This is a genomic window from Gammaproteobacteria bacterium, assembly GCA_033344735.1.
In the GTDB taxonomy this organism is placed as follows: Bacteria; Pseudomonadota; Gammaproteobacteria; order UBA4575; family UBA4575; genus UBA1858.
Genome location: JAWPMW010000001.1, coordinates 386468 through 410433, shown reverse-complemented (window position 1 = coordinate 410433; position 23966 = coordinate 386468). Strand labels below are relative to the sequence as shown.

General features: G+C 38.1%; 26 protein-coding genes and 1 pseudogene. 13 read left to right on the top strand and 14 right to left on the bottom strand.

Annotation, left to right across the window (positions count from 1 at the left end; all coding sequences use genetic code 11):
- The first annotated feature begins 100 nt into the window (after positions 1–100).
- Positions 101–1465 carry an adenylosuccinate lyase gene (gene purB, locus R8G33_02155; GenBank protein MDW3094455.1) on the top strand — a complete coding sequence of 455 codons (1365 nt, stop codon included), beginning with the start codon at positions 101–103 and terminating at the stop codon, positions 1463–1465.
- Between the two features lies 1 nt (position 1466).
- Here the strand turns inward: purB and R8G33_02150 are convergent, their stop codons facing one another.
- From R8G33_02150 to R8G33_02135, 4 genes and pseudogenes are all read right to left on the bottom strand, one after another.
- Positions 1467–2507 (bottom strand): DUF4340 domain-containing protein, encoded by a 1041-nt coding sequence (locus R8G33_02150; protein ID MDW3094454.1) that lies wholly within the window; start codon positions 2505–2507, stop codon positions 1467–1469.
- A gap of 4 nt (positions 2508–2511) precedes the next feature.
- The gene (locus R8G33_02145) at positions 2512–4395 is read right to left on the bottom strand and encodes a Gldg family protein (GenBank protein ID MDW3094453.1); all 1884 of its coding nucleotides are present in this window, start codon (positions 4393–4395) and stop codon (positions 2512–2514) included.
- Positions 4396–4397: 2 nt separating this feature from the next.
- Positions 4398–5132, bottom strand: a complete 735-nt coding sequence (locus R8G33_02140; GenBank protein MDW3094452.1) for an ABC transporter permease subunit — start codon at positions 5130–5132, stop codon at positions 4398–4400.
- A gap of 56 nt (positions 5133–5188) precedes the next feature.
- Positions 5189–5854: pseudogene (locus R8G33_02135) on the bottom strand (ABC transporter ATP-binding protein).
- Positions 5855–6121: 267 nt separating this feature from the next.
- On the opposite strand from R8G33_02135, the gene R8G33_02130 reads away from it, so the two are divergent.
- Both R8G33_02130 and R8G33_02125 read left to right on the top strand, forming a co-directional pair.
- The gene (locus R8G33_02130) at positions 6122–6643 is read left to right on the top strand and encodes a hypothetical protein (GenBank protein MDW3094451.1); all 522 of its coding nucleotides are present in this window, start codon (positions 6122–6124) and stop codon (positions 6641–6643) included.
- Between the two features lie 3 nt (positions 6644–6646).
- A complete protein-coding gene (locus R8G33_02125) occupies positions 6647–7477 on the top strand; it encodes a hypothetical protein (GenBank protein MDW3094450.1) in 831 nt (276 codons plus the stop codon).
- On the opposite strand, the gene R8G33_02120 is transcribed toward R8G33_02125, so the two are convergent.
- From R8G33_02120 to R8G33_02110, 3 genes are all read right to left on the bottom strand, one after another.
- Positions 7474–8064, bottom strand: coding sequence for an NUDIX domain-containing protein (locus R8G33_02120; GenBank protein MDW3094449.1), 591 nt, complete (start codon positions 8062–8064; stop codon positions 7474–7476). The two genes, R8G33_02125 and R8G33_02120, sit on opposite strands and share 4 nt — an antisense overlap.
- A gap of 31 nt (positions 8065–8095) precedes the next feature.
- Positions 8096–9664, bottom strand: a complete 1569-nt coding sequence (locus tag R8G33_02115; protein MDW3094448.1) for a cation:proton antiporter — start codon at positions 9662–9664, stop codon at positions 8096–8098.
- A gap of 161 nt (positions 9665–9825) precedes the next feature.
- Positions 9826–10290, bottom strand: coding sequence for a molybdenum cofactor biosynthesis protein MoaE (locus tag R8G33_02110; protein ID MDW3094447.1), 465 nt, complete (start codon positions 10288–10290; stop codon positions 9826–9828).
- 101 nt (positions 10291–10391) lie between these two features.
- Between R8G33_02110 and R8G33_02105 the strand changes: the two genes are divergently transcribed.
- Both R8G33_02105 and moaB read left to right on the top strand, forming a co-directional pair.
- Complete coding sequence (locus R8G33_02105) at positions 10392–10613, top strand: DUF2007 domain-containing protein (GenBank protein MDW3094446.1); 222 nt, start codon at positions 10392–10394, stop codon at positions 10611–10613.
- A 24-nt stretch (positions 10614–10637) separates the two neighbouring features.
- A complete protein-coding gene (gene moaB / locus R8G33_02100; GenBank protein ID MDW3094445.1) occupies positions 10638–11159 on the top strand; it encodes a molybdenum cofactor biosynthesis protein B in 522 nt (173 codons plus the stop codon).
- A 16-nt stretch (positions 11160–11175) separates the two neighbouring features.
- Here moaB and R8G33_02095 read toward each other — a convergent pair whose 3' ends face one another.
- Positions 11176–11565, bottom strand: a complete 390-nt coding sequence (locus tag R8G33_02095) for a group II truncated hemoglobin (protein ID MDW3094444.1) — start codon at positions 11563–11565, stop codon at positions 11176–11178.
- Positions 11558–12571, bottom strand: a complete 1014-nt coding sequence (gene moaA, locus R8G33_02090; protein ID MDW3094443.1) for a GTP 3',8-cyclase MoaA — start codon at positions 12569–12571, stop codon at positions 11558–11560. Before moaA ends, R8G33_02095 begins: the two co-directional genes overlap by 8 nt.
- Positions 12572–12615: 44 nt before the next feature.
- Between moaA and R8G33_02085 the strand changes: the two genes are divergently transcribed.
- Positions 12616–14124, top strand: a complete 1509-nt coding sequence (locus R8G33_02085; protein MDW3094442.1) for an SLC13 family permease — start codon at positions 12616–12618, stop codon at positions 14122–14124.
- 29 nt (positions 14125–14153) lie between these two features.
- Here the strand turns inward: R8G33_02085 and R8G33_02080 are convergent, their stop codons facing one another.
- Both R8G33_02080 and R8G33_02075 read right to left on the bottom strand, forming a co-directional pair.
- The gene (locus R8G33_02080) at positions 14154–14429 is read right to left on the bottom strand and encodes an SET domain-containing protein (protein ID MDW3094441.1); all 276 of its coding nucleotides are present in this window, start codon (positions 14427–14429) and stop codon (positions 14154–14156) included.
- A gap of 151 nt (positions 14430–14580) precedes the next feature.
- Entirely contained in the window at positions 14581–15378 is a 798-nt protein-coding gene (locus tag R8G33_02075) for a DUF2182 domain-containing protein (GenBank protein ID MDW3094440.1), read from the bottom strand.
- A 136-nt stretch (positions 15379–15514) separates the two neighbouring features.
- Between R8G33_02075 and R8G33_02070 the strand changes: the two genes are divergently transcribed.
- The 3 genes from R8G33_02070 to R8G33_02060 all read left to right on the top strand — a co-directional run bounded on the left by R8G33_02070 (position 15515) and on the right by R8G33_02060 (position 17091).
- On the top strand, positions 15515–16120 hold the full coding sequence (locus R8G33_02070; protein ID MDW3094439.1) for a DUF1326 domain-containing protein: 606 nt from the start codon (positions 15515–15517) through the stop codon (positions 16118–16120).
- Positions 16121–16183: 63 nt separating this feature from the next.
- Positions 16184–16507 (top strand): hypothetical protein, encoded by a 324-nt coding sequence (locus R8G33_02065; GenBank protein ID MDW3094438.1) that lies wholly within the window; start codon positions 16184–16186, stop codon positions 16505–16507.
- Between the two features lie 80 nt (positions 16508–16587).
- Positions 16588–17091, top strand: a complete 504-nt coding sequence (locus tag R8G33_02060; GenBank protein MDW3094437.1) for a CAP domain-containing protein — start codon at positions 16588–16590, stop codon at positions 17089–17091.
- 584 nt (positions 17092–17675) lie between these two features.
- Here the strand turns inward: R8G33_02060 and R8G33_02055 are convergent.
- Entirely contained in the window at positions 17676–18536 is an 861-nt protein-coding gene (locus R8G33_02055; GenBank protein MDW3094436.1) for an isocitrate lyase/PEP mutase family protein, read from the bottom strand.
- Positions 18537–18663: 127 nt separating this feature from the next.
- Between R8G33_02055 and R8G33_02050 the strand changes: the two genes are divergently transcribed.
- Together R8G33_02050 and R8G33_02045 are read left to right on the top strand one after the other, a co-directional pair.
- A complete protein-coding gene (locus tag R8G33_02050; GenBank protein ID MDW3094435.1) occupies positions 18664–19209 on the top strand; it encodes a redoxin domain-containing protein in 546 nt (181 codons plus the stop codon).
- A 2-nt stretch (positions 19210–19211) separates the two neighbouring features.
- Positions 19212–19895 carry a cupin domain-containing protein gene (locus R8G33_02045; protein MDW3094434.1) on the top strand — a complete coding sequence of 228 codons (684 nt, stop codon included), beginning with the start codon at positions 19212–19214 and terminating at the stop codon, positions 19893–19895.
- A 2-nt stretch (positions 19896–19897) separates the two neighbouring features.
- On the opposite strand, the gene R8G33_02040 is transcribed toward R8G33_02045, so the two are convergent.
- Together R8G33_02040 and R8G33_02035 are read right to left on the bottom strand one after the other, a co-directional pair.
- On the bottom strand, positions 19898–20812 hold the full coding sequence (locus R8G33_02040) for an EamA family transporter (protein ID MDW3094433.1): 915 nt from the start codon (positions 20810–20812) through the stop codon (positions 19898–19900).
- A 132-nt stretch (positions 20813–20944) separates the two neighbouring features.
- Positions 20945–22411 (bottom strand): DUF4139 domain-containing protein, encoded by a 1467-nt coding sequence (locus R8G33_02035; protein MDW3094432.1) that lies wholly within the window; start codon positions 22409–22411, stop codon positions 20945–20947.
- Between the two features lie 85 nt (positions 22412–22496).
- Between R8G33_02035 and R8G33_02030 the strand changes: the two genes are divergently transcribed.
- Entirely contained in the window at positions 22497–23207 is a 711-nt protein-coding gene (locus R8G33_02030; protein MDW3094431.1) for a VWA domain-containing protein, read from the top strand.
- Between the two features lie 22 nt (positions 23208–23229).
- Positions 23230–23961, top strand: a complete 732-nt coding sequence (locus R8G33_02025) for a DnaJ domain-containing protein (protein MDW3094430.1) — start codon at positions 23230–23232, stop codon at positions 23959–23961.
- Positions 23962–23966 lie beyond the last annotated feature (5 nt).

Below are 23966 nucleotides of genomic sequence, written 5' to 3'. Positions count from 1 at the left end.
CTATTTCTAAAATTTTTGTAAATGCGAACCTTGGATGGGCTGTAGTATAATGGTTCATACCTTGTCTATAGAAGCAGAATCGAAGCAAATTGGAAAATACATGGAATTAAATACTCTCAGCGCAGTGACTCCTATTGATGGCCGATACAGCAAGGCCACCTTGAATCTTCGCGAAATTTTCAGTGAATATGGATTAATTCGTAGTCGCGCAGTTGTTGAAGTCGCCTGGCTGATTCGTTTGGCTGATACTCCTGAACTCAATGACATTCCAACTCTCAGTGACACTGGCCGAGAAAAGCTGAATAGCTTAATTAAAAGTTTCGATATGTCTGATGCAGAGCGCGTCAAACAAATTGAAGCAACAACAAATCACGATGTTAAAGCAGTTGAATACTGGCTAAAGGAATCAGTCGCTAGTGATAGCGACCTTAAAGAGCTTTCAGAATTTTTCCACTTTGCTTGCACCTCAGAAGATATCAATAACCTTGCTTATGCTTTGATGCTAAAAGAAGGCCGAGAGTTATTGATTGATCTTCAAACTCACATTGCCGATCATTTAAGAAAATTTTCACTAGAGTTAGCTAATACACCCATGCTTTGTCGTACACATGGACAACCAGCAACACCTTCAACCATGGGGAAAGAATTTGCCAATGTATGTCATCGCCTTGAACGACAAATATCACAATTGAATGGCATTGAAATACTAGGAAAGTTAAACGGAGCAGTCGGAAATTTTAATGCACACATATCTGCTTACCCTAATGCAGATTGGGATAAAATTTCACAATCTACTATTGAATCATTAGGGCTGCATTACAATCCCTACACGACTCAAATAGAGCCCCACGATTACATTGCCGAAATGTGTCACAACATACAACGCATTAATACTATTTGTATTGATTTTTCGCGTGATATTTGGAGTTACATTTCAATTGGTTATTTTACTCAGAAGGTTGTCGCCACAGAAGTAGGGTCTTCCACCATGCCGCATAAAGTTAATCCTATAGATTTTGAGAATGCAGAAGGTAACTATGGTATCGCCAACGCATTGTTAACTCACTTTGCAGAAAAATTACCAATTTCACGCTGGCAAAGAGATTTATCAGACTCTACCGTATTACGCAACTTGGGCAGTGCTTTTGGATACACCTTAATCGCATCCGCATCTTTATTACGTGGATTCAATAAAATTCAAATTGACGAACAGTGTCTGGCGGCAGACTTAAACAATAACTGGGAAGTATTGGCAGAACCAATTCAAACAGTCATGCGCCGATACAATATTGAAAAGCCTTATGAAAAACTTAAAGAATTAACTCGTGGCAAGAAAATTGATAAACAAAGTTTAGTTGAATTTATTGAAGGCTTAGATATTCCTGCAGATGCAAAGAAAGAGCTGCAATCACTCACTCCAGGCACTTATATTGGGAATGCAGTAGATAAAGCTAAAAAAATATAATCTAATTTAACTGGTCTTCAGTGATTGCGAGCACATCTGCTTCGCGTTTATTCATGGATTCGTAAGTAACATTAGGTATCTTATACACCCACCCTGATGTTAACTGGGTTAATTTATCAATATATTCCTCAGCCTTGGACTTTTGCTCTTCGTTAATGTGTGAACTAAGTCGAATATTTAGAGCAGCATAATGATCTTTTTCCAACTCATATGCAGCAATATTTATATCAACGCCAGTCTTTAATTGATACTTAACATTCATAGTAGGCTTCGCATCTTCAAAATCTGCACTTTTTGCAACATCAAGCAGCTGAAACGAAGATAAAGCATTAGTGACTTGATGTAACTCTGCTTCAATAACTTGTGAATTTGGATCGGTTAAATTTGTAACTTCAAATTTTTCTTCTTCCTGAGTGCTTTTAATATCTAATTTTGAATTGTCACCTAACAAGATAGTGACCGCAGCAACTTCGCTAGGCTCAATACTTAGGATATCTTTTCTCAACCAGTAATCTGGCTGGTGTTTCAAGTCAATTTTTCGATCAATCAACCAACTGGTTTCTTTACCTGCGATACGTACATATCGGGACTTGTTTATTTGTGGTCCAGGCTTACCTACTATTAATTCGCTTGTCTGCGCACCATAGCGAACAACAGCTTTAATACCTTGTGCATCGCTCTGCTCAATACTTTCGACACCTAACTTATTATATAATTCTGGATTAGATGTTTTTTGCTCTACAATTTTAGCTTCCGCCAAACTTAGTAACGCGGAACGTATTTTTGAAATATCAGCGGGATACTGGTTTCTTTCTTTAACTAACCATCCTGAGTCACTGCGCAACAAAGTTGATAATACTTGACTACCTGCGCCAATGACTTGCAGTTCAGCAATATCATTAAGTGCTGGCTGCAGTGCGGGTATGATTTCAGAATTAATACTTTCTGATGTGTTAATACTATTTTTTGCTGTAGAGAAAAAATATACACCCGCACCGACAAGTAAAAAAATAATTAATATAGCAAGAGATTTTGTATTCATAATATTACGCGCGTTGTTGAACTCGCTTTTTAATACGTAAAGCAGATAACACTAATGCAAGAATGGTTAAAATCACTGGCATCAAACCAATATTGATCGCTTTTAGCCATGCACCTAAGCTGTGAATGTTTTTATCTAATTCGTGACGAACTTTTCTTAGCTCTTTTCTTACTTGTAATTTTTCTGCTTGAAAACGTTGGATTTCAGCACTCTGCTCTGGACTCAAAATCATAGAGCTTTGGTCATCACGTTGCGATTGCAATTGAGCAATCTTTTGTTCAGCACCTCTCAATTTGTTTTGTAGACTTTGCTCTTGAACTCGGAACTGGTCATCTGCCTCACGACGCAATTCTTCTACACGAGTAAACGGCTTTGTTGCAGTCGCTCGACCACGCACGCTGATCAAATCCGAACTACCCAACAAATTATCCACAGCGTTAACTGCGAAATCACCATTTGAAGCCCATGCATCAGTAATTTTCTGTCCCAAAAAGTCTTGCACATTTACCCACATACGATCAGTCAGCATATCAACATCTGTCACTACGATGACATTAACCGAATTCGCTGCTTTTTTAACATGCTCCGTTTTAACTTCTGCATCTTCTGGAGCTCCATTCGGGAAAGCTGAATTTGGCTGCATCTGGAATCGTCCTGCGATCACATACTCTTCTTTAGAGGGCGTGAAGTCCTCTGATAAGCTCGACAACTTAGGCAAAAATCTAAATTTAGAACTTTCAAATAGTGCTGCTTCACTACTAGAGTGTATTAACGGCTCAAAAGTTACATCTGCACCTTCTTTAGGCTTCACTGAACCAGCCATAGCAACTGTGACAAAATCCAAACTTGAAGTGATTACATCATCGTCTTGAAAAGCTTGCTTATCTAGACCTAATATAGAGTAATGACGCTCTTGCTGACCATTTCCCACATCTACAGCCAAGGCATATTTACGATCACCCACAACAGATGCTGGCGAATAATCAATTCCCCATGCATCAAACAGCAATTTTAGACTAGAGCTACGTACACCCGCCGACTCAATGGGCGATTCAGGATTTACTGCTGGCACATCTGCTTCTGCATATGGGTCAACATAAACAATTAAATTACCACCATTCAAAACGTATTGATCAATTGCGTATAATGTTTTTTTACTAAGATCCTTGGGATGTACTAGCATCAACAATTCCATATCCTTATCAAATGAAGATGCTGTGAAATCGATATTTTTCACTTCAAACAACTGTTGCAATTGACTTGTAATCACCCATGGATCACGAATTTTTTGAGTTTCAATATCAAAAGAAGAAAACATAGGTACTTTTGATATCAAACCTACTACAGGTTTCTTAGAATTTAATAACGTATATATTAATTTTGTCACATCATATTCTAAGAATTGTTCTTTATTTGGCTGAAAAAAAGGAATCAGCCTGGATTCACCCACCGAGTTACTACCTGCTAAACCAAAATAAATAGTATTTCCTCCGGGCCCGGTCGGCACACCTTGCAAACCAAATTCCGCTGCTTGATCTTCCTCTTCTGAATAAGCAACAGGATCAATAACATGTAAGGTTATTTTTCCATTTGATAATTGCGCATATTCTTGCAACAGCTCTCGCACTCTATTTGCATAGGTTCTTAACTGTGGAATTTCTTGGCTTGCCTGATCAGAAAAGAAATAATGCAAGGTAATTGGCTCTTGGATACTTTTTAAAATATTTAATGTTCCAGAAGAAAGTGTATATAGCTTATCTTCAGTTAAATCCATGCGTAAACTTTTAAAAAGATTACCACTCACCATATTCACTAGGACAAACAAAATCGCAAGGATTACTAATCCTGAGTAGCTGATTGTTTTACTCATTGTTTTTTCAGAACTCATAGTTAACTAGCCTTCTTCATTTCAATAACTACTGCATTGGCATACAACCAGGAACCAATTAATGTCGCGAAATAAATAATATCGCGTAGATCAATCACACCTTTACTAATCGATGTGTAATGAGTCAAAAAACTCAATGAAGCAATTGCATCTACCATATATTGCGGCGCCCAACCTCGGAAAAAATCTAGCACAATAGGGAAACCACTCAATAAAAAAGCAAAACAAATCACTACACTAATAATAAAAGCAATCACTTGATTCTTCGTAGTGGCAGAAATACATGCACCAATGGCTAAAAATCCACCTGCCATTAACAAGCTACCAATATAAGCTGCAAGAATGACTCCATTATCAGGGTCACCTAAATAGTTAACAGTAATCCATAATGGGAAAGTCAAAAACAACGCTATAGCAGTAAATAACCACGCAGCCAAGAACTTGCCAATTACTGCTTCAATCATGGTTATAGGTAAGGTCAATAATAATTCAATATTTCCTGACTTGCGCTCCTCAGCCCACAAGCGCATAGAGATGGCCGGCACGAGAAACAGATATAACCAAGGATGAAAATTAAAGAATGGCGCAAGATCTGCCTGGCCACGCTCATAAAAACCACCCATATGAAATGTTAATGCCCCACTGAGCACTAAAAATATAACAATAAAGACATAAGCTACTGGTGTTGCGAAATAACTTATCAACTCGCGTTTAAAAATAATCCCTATATTTTTCATGATAAGCCCTCCCTAGATGTTATCTCTCTAAACACATCATCCAGTCGACCCGTTGGTGATCTTGAAATCAATTCCTTCGGTGTTTCATTAACCACGACTTTTCCATTAGCAATAATTATAGCCTGTGAACATACTGCATCGACCTCTTCTAATATATGTGTCGAAATCACTACAATTTTGTCTTTAGCCATCCCTTTGATTAATTCTCGCACTTCGTATTTCTGATTTGGATCCAAACCATCAGTAGGCTCATCAAGAATTAACACTTTAGGGTCGTGTAGGATTGCTTGCGACAGACCAACTCTGCGCTTAAACCCTTTAGACAAAGTTTCTATTGGACGATTGATCACTTGCTGCAAGTGCAGCTGCGAAATTACAGTATCTATGCGCTCAGCTCTATTAACACCTTTTAAACCTCTGACATCACTAATAAACTGCAGAAACTGGTAGGGCGTCATTTCTCCATAGCTAGGAGCACCCTCGGGGAGGTAACCAAGCTCTTTTTTAGCTTGCAGAGAATCACCTTCAACCTTGTGGCCACACACACGAATTGAACCTGAGGTAGGTGCAAGAAAACCGGTTATCATTTTCATTGTGGTTGATTTTCCTGCTCCATTGGGGCCAAGAAAACCCAGAACTTGCCCGGGCTCTACGGAGAAGGAAATATCATTGACTGCGGTTAAAGGACCAAATTTTTTGACTAAATTTTCAATTTCAATCATGACACATTTATATTTATTTTAGACTCAAGAAGAGCCATTCATACTGACAAAACAGGCATTTTTTACCAAACTCGTCTCACATTGGCAAGTAGATGACAGTGTAAAGATATGGCAAGTTCCCGACTCTTTGCCGGTGAACTAATCAGACGCTAAAACAGTCTGAATATTGATACCAAACAGGCACTTAATCTGCCAATTTGGAAGACAGGCGTACATCTTACCTGAATAGTCAGGTATTCTCAGACATTTTCCACCGCAAACCAAAAGATGAAGCAAGAACGATTTTTTGAGAATTTTATACTGGGCGTCACTGAAGGTGAGATTCCTGTGGAAGACCGCGCATTGAATATTGCAGCTATCCATAAATTAGCAAGTTCTGCAGTGCTAGATATTAATATTATCTCAAGAACGCTGAATCACCAGATATTCGATCGTAGTGATATTGTTGAGGCTTTCAGCAAATTCATTCGCAGGAATCGTAATACAAACATCCGCATCATTCTATTTGATAGTACTAACGTTATTAAAGACGGTCACCGCCTAATAAATCTCGCCGATAAAGTACCCTCTAAGATATCGATTAGAAAACTGCCTACAGAGTATACTTATTACAATGAAAGCTTAGTCACAGCTGACGGAAAAGGCTTCCTGCACAACCCTCAATCAGATCGTTACGAAGGTAGCGTCTCGTTTAATGACCATATCAAATGCGCTGAGTTAGATAAATTATTTATTGACCATTGGAATCAAAGTGAAATCACACCTGACTTAAGGCGCGTGAGTATATAAATCATGAAAAAATTTATCTATATTTTTGTCGTAATACTTTCAGCCCCAAGTATTTATGCGGCTGACACAATTCATTATTTTGATTTAAAGAACAGGCCCGCTGATGAGGTAATTCCCTTGATACGGCCACTACTGAATGATACAGAAGCAATGAGTGGTGATGGATACCAACTATTTATCAAAGCACCTACTAATCGTCTTGAAGAAATCGAAAGTCTTATCAGTTCTGTGGATCGCGCCAGTAAAACTTTTCGAATTTCAGTAACCAGTGATGAATATGCAGCTAGTAATGAAAACAATGTCAATGCATCAGTACAAATAGAATCGAATGGCGCAAAGGTTAATGCAGGTAAATATCCTAGAAAAGAACCGGGTGTCACTGTCAATATTGATACACGTAATACAGAAAACAAAAGTGACAAGACTCAGTTTGTGCAAGTACAGGAAGGTAAGCCTGCATATATTTCCAAAGAAAATTTACGCATTACCCCTATTTATTCTTATGTGCAGCGACCAAATGGTAATTTCCTAATCGAACATAATCGCCTATCTCCTAGCAAGCAGGATGGGTTCTATGTCGTTGCGCGAAGTGCAGATAATAGGTCTGCAAACATAAGTATACAAAGCGCTTCTAATAGTAGCCGCACTTATCAAGGATATGGCCAGGAACAGACTTATGTAGACACAACGCTGCGAGTGCGCTTAGGAGAGTGGTTTGAGATCGGCGGTAATACAGATAGCCGCAGCAGTGAATCTAATGGCATTTTATATCGCACGAAAAAGAATCAAGATCGCTATAACAAAATTTTCTTGAAAATAGAATTATCCAACTAATCAAGCCACTGTAAGCGTATATTACCTTTATTCATAACGAACCATTGCAACCCTACAATCGCAATTGCAGATCTAACTTCACCGGTAGATAACATATATGGCACATCACTGGCAGGAACTACTGTAATTTTTATATCTTCTCCCTCTTCTTCAAGCCCACCTAATTGACTGATTTCGTTTACAGAAATTTTACCTATATATAAGTGCACCCATTCAGAATTACCGCCCGGGCTAGTATAAAAATCGGCAATTTTAATTATCTCACTTGGAACACAGCCAATCTCTTCTTCAGACTCTCTTATAACAACTTGTTCGGCAGATTCATCAGCCTCGATCAGCCCAGCTACAATTTCTATCAGCCAAGGCTGTTCTTCACTGATGGCTCCAATACGAAATTGCTCTACTAGAACAACTTCATCTGTCACAGGATCATATGCAACCATAGCGACTGTGTCATTGCGTTCAACCAGTTCACGACGTAATAACGGAGTTGACTCACCATTATACTTTTCATGCGTTAAATCAAACTTAGTAACTTTGAAATGACCGTCGTAGGCAAGTTGTTTTTGATGTATCTTCCAATCCATTATGCACCTGCCCAAACATGTTTAAACTAAACTACATCTTAACATTATCCAATTCAGTTAATACATGTTCGGCAAAACCGTGCCCGGCTTCTGCATATAAATTAAACGCAATACAACCCAGCTCTTGCAACTCTAATTGCTCATCAGGAAATCTAGAGACAACTGCAAGAACATTGTTATACCCTAATTGTTTTGCCATATTTACAATATGTAAATTCTCATGATGATTAGATAAACATACAAATATCTTATCACTCGAAACAAGATCCGTAGCACGCCAAAATTCATAATCACTGGCATCACCACGAATACAGTTCACTCCTAGTTGATTTAATTCATCCACTCTTTTTTGTTTTTCATCAACACATACAATCTTTCCATCCAGTTTTGACGACAACATTTCATAAGTCCCCAGGCCTACACGCCCTCCGCCTAGAATTACAGTTTTTGAATCCGCCAAACATGGTAACGCTTCCTGCTCCAACCTTTGCTTACGCTCATAACGATGCAAGCCGTCACTATATTTGCTAAACAAATCATGCACACGAGTATTAAAAGGTGTTGAGATAAAAAAGGAAATAGACATAGCCAGCGCGATAGTCGTTAGCCATTCAGCTGATAGCAAACCATTACCAACTGCAATGGCTCCTACAATCAAACCGAACTCACTATAGTTAAATAATGCTATACCTGTTAAAAATGATGTTCTAGACCTTAACCTGAAAGCAACCAATACAAAATAATAAATGATAGGCCGTAAAAATATTAACAGCGCTAACGTTAAGGCGACAAATAGCATTTCAATGGACGGTAATCCGTAATAACCAATTTGTAAGAAAAATCCAATCAGGAATAAATCTTTTAAATTTAGTAAATTTTTATAAAGCTCATTAGATTTTTCAGTATTACCGAGTAATACACCAAACAGTAAAGCTCCTAGACCACCTTTTAGATTAAACAGCTCAAACAATTCTGCTGCTCCCACGGCCGCCACCACGCCAAATAAAACAAGTAATTCACCATGACCCGTTAAGCGCATTAAGTATAGTAATGCAGGCCTTATCAAAGGTAATGCAAGTAGTATAATTGCGCTTGGCTCAATTGCTTTATCTGCTGTAAATACTAAATAACATACAGCAAATAAATCTTGAATAATCAAAATACCTATCGCTATTGAAGCATGTAAAGAAGTACTCTCACCTCTTTCATCAAATATTTTTACAGCAAATACCGTACTAGAAAATGATAATGCGAATGCTAGAGTCCAAATAGCTATTGAATCGTTTATGGCGAGTGCGGGCATCCATAATCCTGCAGCCATAATTACAGGCACAGTTAGAACTACCGCTATAACCATATGCAATGAGGCGGTTCCCCAAACATGGGGCGCTGCTAGTGATTTTAAATTAAGCTTTAGACCAATAGTAAATAATAAAAGCAGAATGCCAATATCAGCGAAAGGTGCAATATTCTCTACACTGCCAATCCCTAGTTCATGCGCAACAAATCCTGATAACAGATAACCTAACAGTGGTGGATAATTAAACCTACGGAATATTAGTCCCGCGATTAGCGCGACAAGTATAACGACAGCATCCATAATATTTTCCCAGCCTAATGGTTTTAAATAAAAATCTTATTAATTAGCTTACTAATGCTGTTTAAATTGCTTTAGCAATAACTAAGTTTTCTTAATAGAATTATATCGGCCGATTATAAGAATTAATTACTTATGAATCATTAAATTACTAAACCCACTATCTAGAAACCGTCTGTATTTTTTTCTACCCATCGCCCTGTCAGCTGTCCTTGATTTTGGTCATCCTGTCCTAATTGTTCTTTTTTCCAAAATGGCGCAATTGATTTAAGCGCCTCCATAATCATTCTATTAGCTTCATAAGCCTCTTTGCGGTGCGATGACCAAACTGCTACACAAACAATAGGATCACCTGGGAACACATCACCCACTCTATGCGCAATACATGCATCAATTAGATTACATGCCTTAATTGCATCAAGAATGATTTTTTCCAGGCTTTTTTCTGTCATACCAGGGTAATGTTCAAGAAACATCGAGGCGACATCATCGCCTTCATTAAAATCACGCATGGTACCTACAAACACAGCAGTGGCACCAAAATTATGCTGCAATTGAGATTGTTCTTTTTGATATAACTGCACCCAATCCCAAGGATTATATGGATGACTAAAAATTTCAACTTTCATAGGAATATGTGATTATTTCAATTTAAACGTTACTAACTGTAAAATGTCCGCTATAGTAAATTGTATAATAATCGTTTTAGCAAATAATCTATACACCAACTATGAAAACAGTCCTGCATGCACTAAATTCTCTAGAGGCTCATGTCATTAAAGGTCTATTAGAGAGCGAAGGTATTAGTTCCAACATAGTAGGTGAATTTCTTCAAGGTGCCACGGGAGAATTGCCTGCAAATGGGCTAATAAGAGTCGTCGTCGATGAAAATGATTACAAAGAAGCAAGCGATGTAATAGACAATTGGCGTGAAGCAAAATTTACAGCCTAAAAATGTAAGTAGAGAAAATTCATGATGGATAACAAAAGAAATTTAATCCCCCTATCTATTGCCATATTAACGATTTCTGATTCACGCACTGAACATGACGATAAGTCTGGAAAGTTACTCGTTACACGCCTAGAGAAAGCTGGTCACTCTTTATGTGAAAAGAAAATTGTGCGTGACGATATTTACCAAATTCGCTCAACTGTCTCACAATGGATTGCCAAAGAAAAACCTCAAGTTATAATTACTACTGGTGGCACCGGCGTCACCGGACGCGATGGCACTCCTGAAGCGGTCAAGCCTTTACTTGACAAAGAAATAGAAGGGTTTGGCGAAATGTTTAGGGTATTATCTTTCGAGACAATTGGCACTTCAACATTGCAGTCTCGCGCAACGGCGGGTGTTGCCAACGGCACTTATATCTTCTGTTTGCCTGGCTCATCAGGTGCATGTGCTGATGCTTGGGATAAATTAATTAACCAGCAATTAGATTATCGACATCGACCATGTAATTTAGTTGAACTCATTCCTCGCTTACTGGAAAAATAACTAAAACAACATTCACTCAAACACGCGTACGCATAAAACCTGCAACCTCAAAAAATGTCTTAGTGAGTTCTTTTTGTAGCTGCTGGTCATAGTCTAATTCACGCATCGCAGTAGTCATACAGTGTATCCACTGGTCACGTTCTTCAATCCCAATATTTAAATGTTTATGACGTAGCTTTAACCAGTCTGGATTGACATAAATTTCACCAAATAACTTTGGTCCGCCAAACCACTCACAAAGAAAATTAGCCAATCGTTTACGAGAACGCGTTAAGTTATCAGGATGCAGATCCAGAACATGACTGGCAACTGAATCACGCTGCATAACATCGTAAAACTTATTAGCTAATTTAGTGATCTCTGTTTGACCGCCAATACGCTCATAGAAAGTATGCTGCTTAACCACCGATATAGGACATTTCCACCTTATGAACTGATTTATTTTCTTTTCCGCGTACTTCAGAGTATCGATCACTACGATCTTTCCATGTATTAGTAATTACTTCATTTATAAATTCATTTGAAGCACCCTCACGCAATAGACGCCGCAGATCAACACCTTGTGAAGCAAATAAGCAAGTATAAATACTTCCTTCAGCAGAAAGGCGAAGACGATTACAGTCACCGCAGAATGCTTGAGTAACTGAGGTAATAACACCAATTTCACCTTCACCATCTTTATAGCGCCAGCGCTTAGCTACTTCGCCTTTGTAATTTGGGTCCACAGCTTCAATTGGGAATTTTTGCTTTACGCGATCAACAATATCTTGGCCAGACACAACTTGCTGCATGTTCCAACCATTGGTATTACCAACATCCATAAACTCAATAAAACGCAAAATATTTCCTGTTCCTTTAAAATATTCAGCCATAGGTACGATTTCTTCTTCGTTAATATCCTTCTGAACTACCATGTTAACTTTTACACAATCCAGCCCTGCTGTGCGCGCATTATCAATTCCATCTAATACTTTCTTCACAGATACTTTCATATCGTTCATTTGCATAAATGTATCTTGATTAATTGCATCCAAGCTGACAGTAACGCGATGCAAGCCGGCACGTTTCAACTCTTGAGCTTTTTCCAATGTGAGTAATGATGCATTTGTTGTCAATGCGATATCCTCAATGCCAGAAATTTTATTCAACTCTGAGATTAATACATCTAGATTCTTACGTAATAATGGCTCACCACCAGTGAGTCGCAATTTGCGCACACCATTTTTAACAAATATTTGTACTAGTCGTGTTATCTCCTCAAATGACAACAAATCATCTCGCACAAGAAATTGATATTTAGAATTAAACACTTCTTTCGGCATGCAGTATGTGCAGCGAAAGTTGCATCGATCGGTCACCGAGATGCGCAGATCTCTCATGCTTCGATTAAATTGGTCGTTCAATTCAGTCATGTGTACTATTCATTACTAATAAATATGCGGAATTTAACTTGTCTATGCAATTCGTCGTTCAACGTATTGGATTCTTCGCCGGGCCATTGGCTGCACTATGCCTATACTTTGCCTTACCTGACCAATATGTCGATACCCATAAAGCGTTAATTCCACTCACTTTCTCAGCAAAAACAACACTTTGCATGACAGTCTGGATGGCTATTTGGTGGCTTTCTGAGGCGATTGATATAAGTGCTACCGCATTGCTTCCAATCGCCATGTTCCCATTGTTAGGCATTGCTGATATCAAAGAGACTACGGCACCTTATGCATCTCACCTTATTTTCTTATTTATGGGTGGTTTTCTTATTGCATTGGCGATGCAACGCTGGAAATTAGATCATCGATTAGCCAATACAGTATTATCCATTGTTGGCAAAAATCCTTACATGATTATTGCAGGATTTATGTTTTCATCGGCAATTTTGAGCGCATTCATTTCAAATACCGCCACCACCGCCGTCATGCTACCAATCGGTTTAAGCATCATTGCACTCTACACTAACAAAAAAAAAGATGGCTTTGACAACACAAGTCAGCATAATTTTGCCTGCTGCATGATGCTTGGCATTGCATATGCAGCGTCAGTGGGTGGCACTATGACTTTAATTGGTACCGCACCAAATTTATTTTTAGCTAGCTTTCTTGAGGATAGTATTAATAGTAACTATCAACTTGAAATCAGCTTTATCAAATGGCTGTCATTTGCAGCACCTTTGGCATTTATATTCCTACCGATTATTTGGTTAGTACTAACCAAATTAGCATTTCCCTTTCAATCCGAATCACTGAATCAGCAGTCTAAAGCACCTACAAAACAACAATATAAAATGGACCGCGGTCAAAAAATTACCATCGCAGTGTTCATTACTACCGTCATTATATGGATCACTCGCCCACTGCTCCAAGAAATTACTATCACAATTAATCAACAGGCAATTCACCCTTTACACCAATTAAGCGATCCAGGCATAGCTATGCTAGCAGCAATGCTTTTATTTGTAATTCCTGTTAACTTCAAAGAAAAAATATTTGTCTTAGATTGGCCAACGGCAAAAAAACTGCCTTGGGGAATTTTTATTTTGTTTGGCGGCGGACTTACATTAGCCAAAGCAATTCAAACAAATGGTGTTGCGGAGTACATAGCCTCACAAGCTTTATTCCTTCAAGACATTCCGGAAATTTTGTTCGTATTGATTATATGTGCAAGTGTTATATTTTTAACAGAATTAACCTCAAACACCGCAACAACTGCTACCTTAGTCCCAATACTTGCTGGTATTGCAATTGGTGCTGGGATTCACCCTTACTTGTTGATATTTCCTGCAACACTAGCCGCTAGCTTTGCGTTTATGATGCCTATTGCCACACCACCAAATGCCATCGTATTTGGCTCTGGACATATAACTATTCCCGAGATGTGCAGAGCAGGATTGTGGTTAAATATAATTGGTGTGATTTTAATTACTGTGTTCACTTATGTAGTTATCAAGCCAGTAATTGGTTTTTAACCTAACTTAATTTGTTCTAATTATTAAGCTCAACCATAATTGTGTAACAGCTCTTCACCTTTACTGATATCCCTAAGTGCAACGACAGTAAAATCATCGTAATAAACAATATTTGGATCATCCGAGTGATTGATAAAGCGTAGCTTACATTTCACATCAAATGGTTTGTCACCAACCCACAAAGTATACATATTTGATTTCTTGGTTTTTTTAACTTTGCATTTACCAATCACAGTGTCTTTGCAGATTTTTTTTGCGCTGAATAGTCCTTTACCATGAATATCACTTGTTTTAACTTTTATCATTATTAATTCCATTTAATTCTTTAGCCACTTTCTTAAGTAGATCTATTATCAATACAGTCCTCAAGAAAAATAATTTTGTAATTGTTGCAAAATTATTAAGAAGCTCAAATAACCCACAAGTGTTACATATTTTTATTATGTGATCTAAATATCACCAAGGATACAAAAACAACCAATAACTTCCCCATAGTACCAACCCCAGCCCTGAGATGATCCTAATATATTTAGATGAGATAGGTGAGATCTTTTCCGCCAATACGAAGAATGCAATTAACACCATCCAAAGAACATTCATCACACCAACAGCAAACATCACTGCCATTAATGCCCAGCAACACCCTACACAATAAGCCCCATGATGAACCCCCATACTAAAAGCGCCCCAATGACCTTCCCTCCATCGTGTCATTAAGTAATGTAATGGGCTACGACATTGTTCTAAACATGCATCTTTCCAAGGCGTCCATTGATAAATTCCAGCCAGCACTAATACAATCCCACTTAATAAATAGCTTCGGCTATCCATCATAGGATTCAGCAAACCGACAACATGCAAAGGATACTGAGCGATCGAAATAGCTACACTGAAAAATATCCACGCAACTAAATAGCCACATAAAAATATTATGGTAGGCGTGTAGGCTTGAGCTTTTGATTTTTTACTATGAGTAACCGTGACATACATTGACACCATTGGTAGTACCGAAGGTGTCATCATCGCAATCATCATTACTGCCCACATCACAAACAGCATAAAGAAATCATACAACTGCCATGATCGAGTACCTGCACGTGGTGGCATCCACATATCAACTATATCCATATGCTGCATTGCCCATCCCATGTAGCCCATATAACCCCAGGCGATCAAAAAGACCAATAGCATCGCTGTGTAGACAATCAGATAATCACGGCTAAAGTAATTTGATTTAATTAAATTTGTTACCATAAATCACAAAGAAATTAGGGAGTAAGAGACGATAATACTTGAAATAACAATCACTTAATAAGTTTGTATTTCACTAGTTGCTGAGTATACTATTCATTCATGATGACATTAAAACATTCACCTAAGGAATATAACTATGGCTGATAATTGGAGTCTGGAAGGAAATTACTTTGAATCCTGTACATGTGATTTAGTTTGCCCATGTATATTCCTCATGCCACCGACCAAAGGTTACTGCAATGCACTTGTTGGCTGGAGAATAGATAAAGGAAATTTAGGCGAAGTAATACTCGATGGCATCAAAGTAGCAGTATATCTTGAAGCACCAGGCGTGTTAACGGATGGAGGCTGGAAAGTAAATTTATATATCGATGATGGCGCTACTGATATGCAAGTTATGGCGATTAGTGAATTATGGAGTGGCAAACATGGCGGGCATCTTGCAGTTATAGCCGGTCTTATTAGCCAAGTTAAAACCGTTGAACAGGCCCCTATTGAATTTACTATTGATGGTAAAAAACGTCATTTAAAAATAGGCAAAGTGGGCGAGAATGAAATGTATACAATTGAAGGCGAAGACGGCGGAGATGTCATTGTTAGTAATCACCCTCTTGCTGTCGCACCTGGAAATCCAATTAGTGTCGCAAAATCCAAGAAAACTTGGTACCGCAGTAACGGCATAGATCACACACACTCCAATACAGTTGGACTTGCAGCAGCGTTTCAATACGGGCCTGATTGATATTTGATCTCACCATCCAAACAAAAGATTTTTAACTAAGTCTTTTGTTTTAAAAACTTCTTGATGAAAATTTTCTTACTAGTAATGCTTAGCATTCTAACGATAAGCACTCAAGCAAATGCAGGCTGGTTCAGTCCTGATAACTACTGGGAATGCTTATTGAAAAATATGAAAAAAGTACAGAGCGACACTATTGCTGAAGAAGTTGTCGCTTCATGTAAAAATCAGTTCGCATTTCATGACAGGATTTTTATAGAAAAAAAACGCTCATGGTTTGGACCTAAAACCGCCAGCGCCTGTGTATTAAAATATGGAAAGCAAGTACAAACAGAGCTTGGTGCAAGATATATTCAGTCAGCTTGTTATAAACTATACCCAGATAATTAATAAATATAGTCATGAAATCTAAAATAGCCTGCAGCATGTTTTTTACATTTTTTTCACTATTCTTGATGAGCAGTTGCAGTATGTCTGATTATATTAACAGTCGTAAAATTGCCAAAGCACCTGTTTATAAAGAACCCCCTAAAACCAGTCAGTGCGATTTTAGCGAACTAAGAATTCAACGCGTGCTTGGTTACATTAATGCACTGCGCTCTCAATCACGGGTGTGTAGTGAGAAATCTCACCCTGCTGCCCCTGCATTGACATGGAATAACAAGTTATCGCTTGCAGCGCTTACCCATTCTAATGACATGGCTAAAAATAATTTCTTTGACCATAATAGTTCATTAGGTTTATCTGCTAGCGAGCGCGTTTCCAACACTGGTTACAATTGGAAAACAGTTGCTGAAAACATTGCAGCCGGTACAGATACACCTGAACAAACATTAGATCAATGGATGACAAGTCCAGAGCACTGCCACAATATTATGAATAGTGCTCACAAAGAAATAGGCCTAGCCTGCACCCGAAATAATTTATCAGATTTTCGCGTTTATTGGACATTAGTACTTGCCTCTCCAAATTAACATCAATAACTCAAATCTTAATATGTGTATTTGTTAAAAAATGCACAAAAAGTATTCATTAAAACTAAGAACTGCTCTGGTTTGGAACGTTGCCCGTCTTAGAAATAAGTAAATACAGCCATTTATCGCCTTTCCTCACGCGTTTAAAGTTGGCACAGCGGTTGCAGTGTAGAAAATTATCTATATACATTTTTAATTTTTTTATGTTTTTTACTAGAGGAGAACATCATGTTTAATAGGTTATATGAGAGATTCTGGACCATTATTGACCCTACATTGTACACAGTTGGGACATGCAGCACATTTGGACTATGGCTGGCAGTATTTTAAGCATTTAACTAATCACTTCTAACAAACCGTTGGGAGTGATTTTTCTACCGCTTAACTTTAATTATTTAAATCTGTGAACTAAGTTCAGGCAATACTATCGAAGCTGTATCTACAAATTACACTTAAATTAAGGAAAACATATGAAAGATCTTTATGATGAATATTGGGAACTAATAGACCCCACTTCTTACGCTCTATATGCAACAGTTATTTTTTACCTATGGACAACGCTTTTATAGACGCCCAGCGTAAAACTACTCTCCAAATTTTTCTGACAATCGATATTTTTCCTCAACACCGATTAAATCGTTAAATTCGGCAAACTGCATTAACTCACTTTCTTTGCCAATAGTTGTACCATCATTTTTTAGTTTTTGATAAAAGTCTCTCATACTTGCCGCCGCTGCATACAACCCTGTCAACGGATACAATATTAACTGAAAACCCATTTCAGATAATTCTTCCTTAGTTAACACTGGCGTTTTACCGCCTTCAATCATATTAGCAACCATTGGCTTGGGGACACGTTTGCCAATTTCTTTTAACTGCTCTAATGAACCTGGCGCTTCAACAAAACTAGCATCAGCACCTAACTCACGCGCTCCTTCAATTCTTGCAATGGCTTCCTCAAGACCCAACACTGCTTCAGCATCTGTGCGCGCAACTATAAAGAAATCTGCATCACCTCGTGCTTCTACGGCAGCCCTGATTTTTTGTAAATATTGCTCACGCTCGATAACTTTTTTGTTACGCATATGACCACATTTCTTAGGCCATACTTGATCTTCTAAAAAACACCCTGCCGCACCTGCAGCAATTAAGTCTTTTACCGTCCGATAAACATTTAACGGATTACCGTAGCCCGTGTCAGCATCTACAATGACTGGAATATCGACGCTAGAGCATATTTGTCTGGCACGTTCCACCACTTCAGTTTGAGTCAACAAGCCAAAATCAGGCTCGCCAATGGTGGAGGCTGCTAACGAGTAGCCAGAGACAAAGGCCATAGGAAAACCTACTTTTTCAGCTATTTTGGCTGAAAGTGTGTCATATATACCTGGGAAAGCTAACGAACCGACCTCATCCAATACTTTTTGTACACGTGTTGCAGCCATAAACCCTCCAAAAGCTGTTATTGTTTAGGTCAAAGTATAACCCAATCACCAATTAATATAGGTAATTGTAATACCTGACGTATAATTTTGGTCTAGTGTTTAGTTAACTATAAGATCACAAATAATTATGAAAATATTTTCTGTCATTCTCGTTATATTACTATTTACCACGCTTCAGGCCTGTTCTGATCAAGAAGAGACGTCTGCGTCTAAGAGTAATAACACACCAACCTCAAACCCTGTAAATCAATCAGTAAGCAAAGTTATAGAACCACAAGGATTAATTAAAAATTCGGTTTTAGACGAGCTACAAGAAGGACGCTGGGAACTTGTCATGTTTTGGGCAACGTACTGCCATATCTGCAAAAGTGATTTTGAAAAATTAGCTGAATTCATTCAGGATAACCCTTCAATTCCCTTAACTGTGGTAGGCGTTGTCACCGATGGATTAGAAGAAAAGCAAAAGGCGCTAAGACAAATCCAGGAGCGTAATCTGAATTACACACATGTACTGACGGACTTTGACCATAGTAATGTACTTTATCAGGATATTACTCAATCAACATTAATTGGTGTGCCTTCACAACTTTTATACAATACTGAAAATAAATTAGCTGGGTATAGCCGTAATGCGATTGATATAGACGCTTTAGAACTGCTTGTTTATGAGTAGACATGAAACAACTAGACGACATAAATGCAGACCTAAACCAACATGTTGTTGTTTATACTGAAAGCTTGCAATGGCAATCAAGCCCAAGCGGTACTGTCTGGCGCAAGCCATTGTATCGTCAGGGAGGTGAATTCGGCCCTGTTACTAGCATCGTAAAATATGATGCAGGTGGAAAATTTCGCACACACCCTCATCCACAGGGTGAAGAAATTTTTGTACTAGAGGGTGAATTTTGTGACGATCATGGCCGCTACCCTGCTGGCACATATTTATTAAATCCTGACGGAACTGAGCATGCACCTTACTCAGATATTGGTTGCACATTGTTTGTAAGGTTACGCCAATACGATGGCAATAATCGTAAAAAGTTAGCAGTGAATACTAGTGATATGGAATGGCGCCAAGGAATGGTCGAAGGCCTGACAGTGCTACCTCTATATTCGCAATCAGAATATCCCGAGAACATGGCATTAGTGCGTTGGCAACCAGACACTTATTTTCCAGAGCACACACACCCTGGTGGTGAAGAAATATTTGTCATTGAAGGCACATTTGAAGATGATCATGGTGAATACCCAACTGGTTCTTGGATACGCAGTCCGCATTTAAGTAAACACAAACCTTACTCTAAAAATGGCTGCTTAATATATGTACGTGTTGGTGGTTTACCTGTTCACAGAGATTAATATCAATCATGGTATATTGAATCTTCTCTAGCTGATTTATTTTTCTGTGCTATTGCAATCCCACTTAAAATAACCACTAATGCGACTATTGCGTTAAGTGTCATCTGTTCTCCACCAAACAATATTCCTAACAATACAGCCCATACAGGGATCAAATAATTAATTTGCGAAAGAAATGCAGCACCTGCACGTCTAATAACACTAAAATATATAATAGTAGCCAACCCGCTAGGGAAAACACCTAAAAGGATAACTGACCAGATTGCAGCTGGAGACGTTTCTGCTACCCACGAAAACCCCTGTGATACTGACAAGGGAATAATGACAAATGAAGCCATCAGTAACACACCAGCCGAAATCAATGACAAACTAATTTTAGGCAATGAATGTGCGATAATAGAATTAGCTGCATAGCTTATTGCACCTGTTAATATAAAAAACATTGCAACTAAATGTAGCCAATCAAAATCAGAAGAAACTAATAATTCTGGCTGCATTAAAATTACAACACCAAAAAATCCAAGTAAAAAACCTATTAGTTTATTTTTGGTAATACGTTCTCCTTGCACAAAGAAGTGAGCCAACACCACAGTTGTTAGCGGCATCATTGCCATCAATATTCCGGCCAGGCTACTGTCTACATACTGCTGACCCCAAGTAATGACAAAAAATGGAATACAATTTCCTGTCAATGCCAGTGCAAGTAAGATTGGCCAGTAAGGCTTTAATGCAGAAATCCTTTCGCCTTGCGAATATGAAATAATCAACAGTAATAAAGCGCCAATAACTATACGCCCTGCAACTACCATTACCGGCGGCACTTCCTGTACAGCAATTTTGGTTAACAAAAATGCAGAACCAAACATTGCGACTAACGCGAATAATGCAAACCAATCAAATAATCGAGAAGAATTCATTTAAGACAATTTAGTAATTCAAGAAGCAGCTTACCACTTTCTAAAAAAATCGTACTAAAATAAGGTATAAATCAGGCCAAACCTGTCATATATACGCAAGCGCAAATCATAGAGACGAAGCTAAACTAAACATTAATATCTCACCAACACTTTATAACTCAAGGTAACTCTCTTCTCCGCTGGCACTTTTACCAGCCATTGTGCTGTATGAGCATTCACCTTCTCATGCTCTAAATTACTTTCCAGCATTTTCCAATCTCCCGGTACTGGCTCAAGTACTTTAACAACAACATCTTCTTCTTTAGCATTATGAATTTCAATCTCATAACTAGAACTAGCTGCATGTTTATATTTTCCAAATGCAGATTCTTTCTTATAAGTCATTTGCTTTTTATTTGCAGTAATATCGAACGCATCACCCAGTTTCAAACGAATTGTTTCATCTTTTGGCGTATGATCAATACGATCTTCACCAATAAACTGAGAATTACCTGAAGAATCATTTTTGTAAACTCTAACAATACCTTTAGGTAAGGCAATACCTAAATCATTTTTCTTTTCATTCTTGAATTCAACAAACACTCCAACCTTAAGCTTATCTGCTATGACGCCATACTTGTTATAGTAGTAATGTTGATTACCTGTTAGAAGAAATTCTTTATCGACAGGGACTTTACTCGCAGTTAACAATGCAACTTGCTTTGTTTGATTTTGCAAAACATCAGTCTTATGGCCTAGCGTGTATAAATGATATTCAAATAAACTCTCTTCTGCCATTTCATTCACACTATCAGCAGCCATAGACTTCATCGTTCTCACATCTCTATGCTGCATAGCACGAGGTTCATAAACGCGATTAACATCACCAGCCACTAATTGTAATTTTGCATTATTATAGCTAGCACCACTTTGGTTATTTAATGTCACCCAACCATTTAAGTCCAAGTGTTTTTCATCTTTATCCAATTTAGCCACATAGTCTGCTTTCCAGCTTAGACCTCCTGACAAATAACTTAACTCAAGCGTTTGCTTACTGCCTACTTTATTATTAGCAAGAATTGATAAAGTTGGGCGATCACGTAAATTACTTGGGACTTTGTCATAAACAATACGTCCGGGTGCACCCGTCTCTATGCGATCACCAATTTTTAAAACCACACCATTATTGGCACTTAACACAGTTGCCTGCACTTCTTTTTCCGCACCAGTGGTGGGATGAGTTTTTATAACTCGTACTTGTTTTCCTACATATTTTTGTAATAGCTGTTGCGGTGTTAACAAATCATAATCAAAATTTTGTTCAAGCAAAGACAGCGAATCAGGATGCGATAAACTGGTAATAATTGCTGTTTCTGGTCTAATTTGTGCACTAACTTCTCTTACAGCAATTCTATTAATACCCTTATTTAATCCAACTTTACGCACATCTCGAATCAACGCTAAATCTTGGTTATAAACTGTAAGTGATAATTCTTGCTGATCTTCAATGGTGGATTTGATCTCTGTTGCATTAACGGTGCATAAGCTAATAGCCAGGAACAGTATTAATAAATAAAATTGCATGAAAAGTGAGTGGTGTTTGATCATCAACTGCTGCATTCTTATGCTCCTTCTATAATAATAGGCATACCAATAGACCAATCCGCCCAGAAAAGGTTTAGCAAAACTATTAAAATCATTTGATATGGCAAAAGACCAGCTTACCCGTTCTAATTCACTATCGGTACAAGATTTTCTTAAAAAATCTGATGAAATTGTACCGCATGAGGGAAATAAAAATACTGGCCGACTTCTGTTTGCCATGGATGCTACTGCTAGCCGAGAACATGCTTGGGATATGGCATGCCAGATCCAAGCAGATATGTTCATGAGCACGCAAGAAATTGGTAATCTTGAAATCTCGCTTTGCTACTACCGTGGCTACAATGAATTTAAATCATTTGACTGGAGTAACAATGCTAACAAGCTGCGTGATCAGATGCTACAGGTACGATGTCTCGCTGGTCAGACACAAATTAAACGTACACTTGAGTATGCAATTAATAGTTGTGTTAAACAGAAAATTAAAGCAGTAGTATTAGTCAGTGATAGTTTTGAAGAATCAATCGACCAAGTTGGTGCAGTCGCTGGGAAACTAGGTATGCTAGGCGTGCCAGTGTTTGTATTTCATGAGGGTAATGATGATGCTGCAAAAAATGCCTTTCAACATATCGCTCAACTCAGCAATGGTGCTTATTGCTCATTTGACCATAATAGTGTCGCACAGTTAAAAGAATTATTATGCGCTGTTGCAACGTTTGCAGTTGGTGGTTTCGAGGCATTACAAAAACATTCACAACAAGGCAACACTATTGCTCGTACTATAATTAAACAACTGCCTAAACAATCAAAGTAAAAAACAAAGCTAGTTAACAATTATGGCAAGAATTATTTTAATCATCGCAGCGATAATATTAGCGCTACTATTATATCGTTGGGTTAAAAAACAACCAGCTAATAAGCGCTGGCAATATATGATGTTACTTGTCGGTGTAGTATTACTCGGTCTTGTTGCTACAGGAAAATTGCATTGGCTTTTTGCTTTGGCTGGTGCATTAATTCCAGCGTTGCAACGTATTATAGGTTTAGTTGCGTATTTACCCATATTGCAAAAAGTTGCTAACTCATTGGGAGGCAACAAACCCAGTAGCGGCCAAACATCACAAGTTGAAACTGAATATTTACAAATGCAGCTAGATCACGACTCAGGAAAATTATCTGGCATTGTTAAGACAGGATTATTTGCTGGACATAAACTAGATAATTTATCCTTAGAAGAACTACTTCAGTTGCGTAAGCTATATAGTAATAATGATGAGGACTCTCGATTATTATTAGAAAATTATCTTGATCGCACACACGGTACAACATGGCGTACAGAACAAGATTACTCATCTCAACCCAATAGCGGCGCAAGCAGTAATTCTCAACTCTCCGAACAAGAAGCTTATGCTATTCTTGGAATAGAATCTGGAGCTGACAAAAATACGATAATTGCTGCACATAAACGATTGATTCAAAAACTGCACCCAGACAGAGGCGGCTCTAGTTATCTAGCGACAAAAATCAATCAAGCTAAAGATTTATTAATTAATCAACATGCTGATTAAACTTC

Coding starts and splice junctions, on each gene's coding strand:
- R8G33_02040 (MDW3094433.1), bottom strand. CDS start 20,812: ATGAATTCTTCTCGATTATTTGATTGGTTTGCATTATTCGCGTTAGTC.
- R8G33_02080 (MDW3094441.1), bottom strand. CDS start 14,429: ATGATAAAAGTTAAAACAAGTGATATTCATGGTAAAGGACTATTCAGC.
- R8G33_02120 (MDW3094449.1), bottom strand. CDS start 8,064: ATGGATTGGAAGATACATCAAAAACAACTTGCCTACGACGGTCATTTC.
- R8G33_02055 (MDW3094436.1), bottom strand. CDS start 18,536: ATGGCTGCAACACGTGTACAAAAAGTATTGGATGAGGTCGGTTCGTTA.
- R8G33_02030 (MDW3094431.1), top strand. CDS start 22,497: ATGGCAAAAGACCAGCTTACCCGTTCTAATTCACTATCGGTACAAGAT.
- R8G33_02065 (MDW3094438.1), top strand. CDS start 16,184: ATGAAAATTTTCTTACTAGTAATGCTTAGCATTCTAACGATAAGCACT.
- R8G33_02105 (MDW3094446.1), top strand. CDS start 10,392: ATGAAAACAGTCCTGCATGCACTAAATTCTCTAGAGGCTCATGTCATT.
- R8G33_02035 (MDW3094432.1), bottom strand. CDS start 22,411: ATGCAGCAGTTGATGATCAAACACCACTCACTTTTCATGCAATTTTAT.
- R8G33_02070 (MDW3094439.1), top strand. CDS start 15,515: ATGGCTGATAATTGGAGTCTGGAAGGAAATTACTTTGAATCCTGTACA.
- R8G33_02060 (MDW3094437.1), top strand. CDS start 16,588: ATGTCTGATTATATTAACAGTCGTAAAATTGCCAAAGCACCTGTTTAT.
- R8G33_02110 (MDW3094447.1), bottom strand. CDS start 10,290: ATGAAAGTTGAAATTTTTAGTCATCCATATAATCCTTGGGATTGGGTG.
- R8G33_02075 (MDW3094440.1), bottom strand. CDS start 15,378: ATGGTAACAAATTTAATTAAATCAAATTACTTTAGCCGTGATTATCTG.
- R8G33_02125 (MDW3094450.1), top strand. CDS start 6,647: ATGAAAAAATTTATCTATATTTTTGTCGTAATACTTTCAGCCCCAAGT.
- purB (MDW3094455.1), top strand. CDS start 101: ATGGAATTAAATACTCTCAGCGCAGTGACTCCTATTGATGGCCGATAC.
- R8G33_02140 (MDW3094452.1), bottom strand. CDS start 5,132: ATGAAAAATATAGGGATTATTTTTAAACGCGAGTTGATAAGTTATTTC.
- R8G33_02150 (MDW3094454.1), bottom strand. CDS start 2,507: ATGAATACAAAATCTCTTGCTATATTAATTATTTTTTTACTTGTCGGT.
- moaA (MDW3094443.1), bottom strand. CDS start 12,571: ATGACTGAATTGAACGACCAATTTAATCGAAGCATGAGAGATCTGCGC.
- R8G33_02115 (MDW3094448.1), bottom strand. CDS start 9,664: ATGGATGCTGTCGTTATACTTGTCGCGCTAATCGCGGGACTAATATTC.
- R8G33_02050 (MDW3094435.1), top strand. CDS start 18,664: ATGAAAATATTTTCTGTCATTCTCGTTATATTACTATTTACCACGCTT.
- R8G33_02085 (MDW3094442.1), top strand. CDS start 12,616: ATGCAATTCGTCGTTCAACGTATTGGATTCTTCGCCGGGCCATTGGCT.
- R8G33_02025 (MDW3094430.1), top strand. CDS start 23,230: ATGGCAAGAATTATTTTAATCATCGCAGCGATAATATTAGCGCTACTA.
- R8G33_02130 (MDW3094451.1), top strand. CDS start 6,122: ATGAAGCAAGAACGATTTTTTGAGAATTTTATACTGGGCGTCACTGAA.
- R8G33_02145 (MDW3094453.1), bottom strand. CDS start 4,395: ATGAGTTCTGAAAAAACAATGAGTAAAACAATCAGCTACTCAGGATTA.
- R8G33_02045 (MDW3094434.1), top strand. CDS start 19,212: ATGAAACAACTAGACGACATAAATGCAGACCTAAACCAACATGTTGTT.
- moaB (MDW3094445.1), top strand. CDS start 10,638: ATGGATAACAAAAGAAATTTAATCCCCCTATCTATTGCCATATTAACG.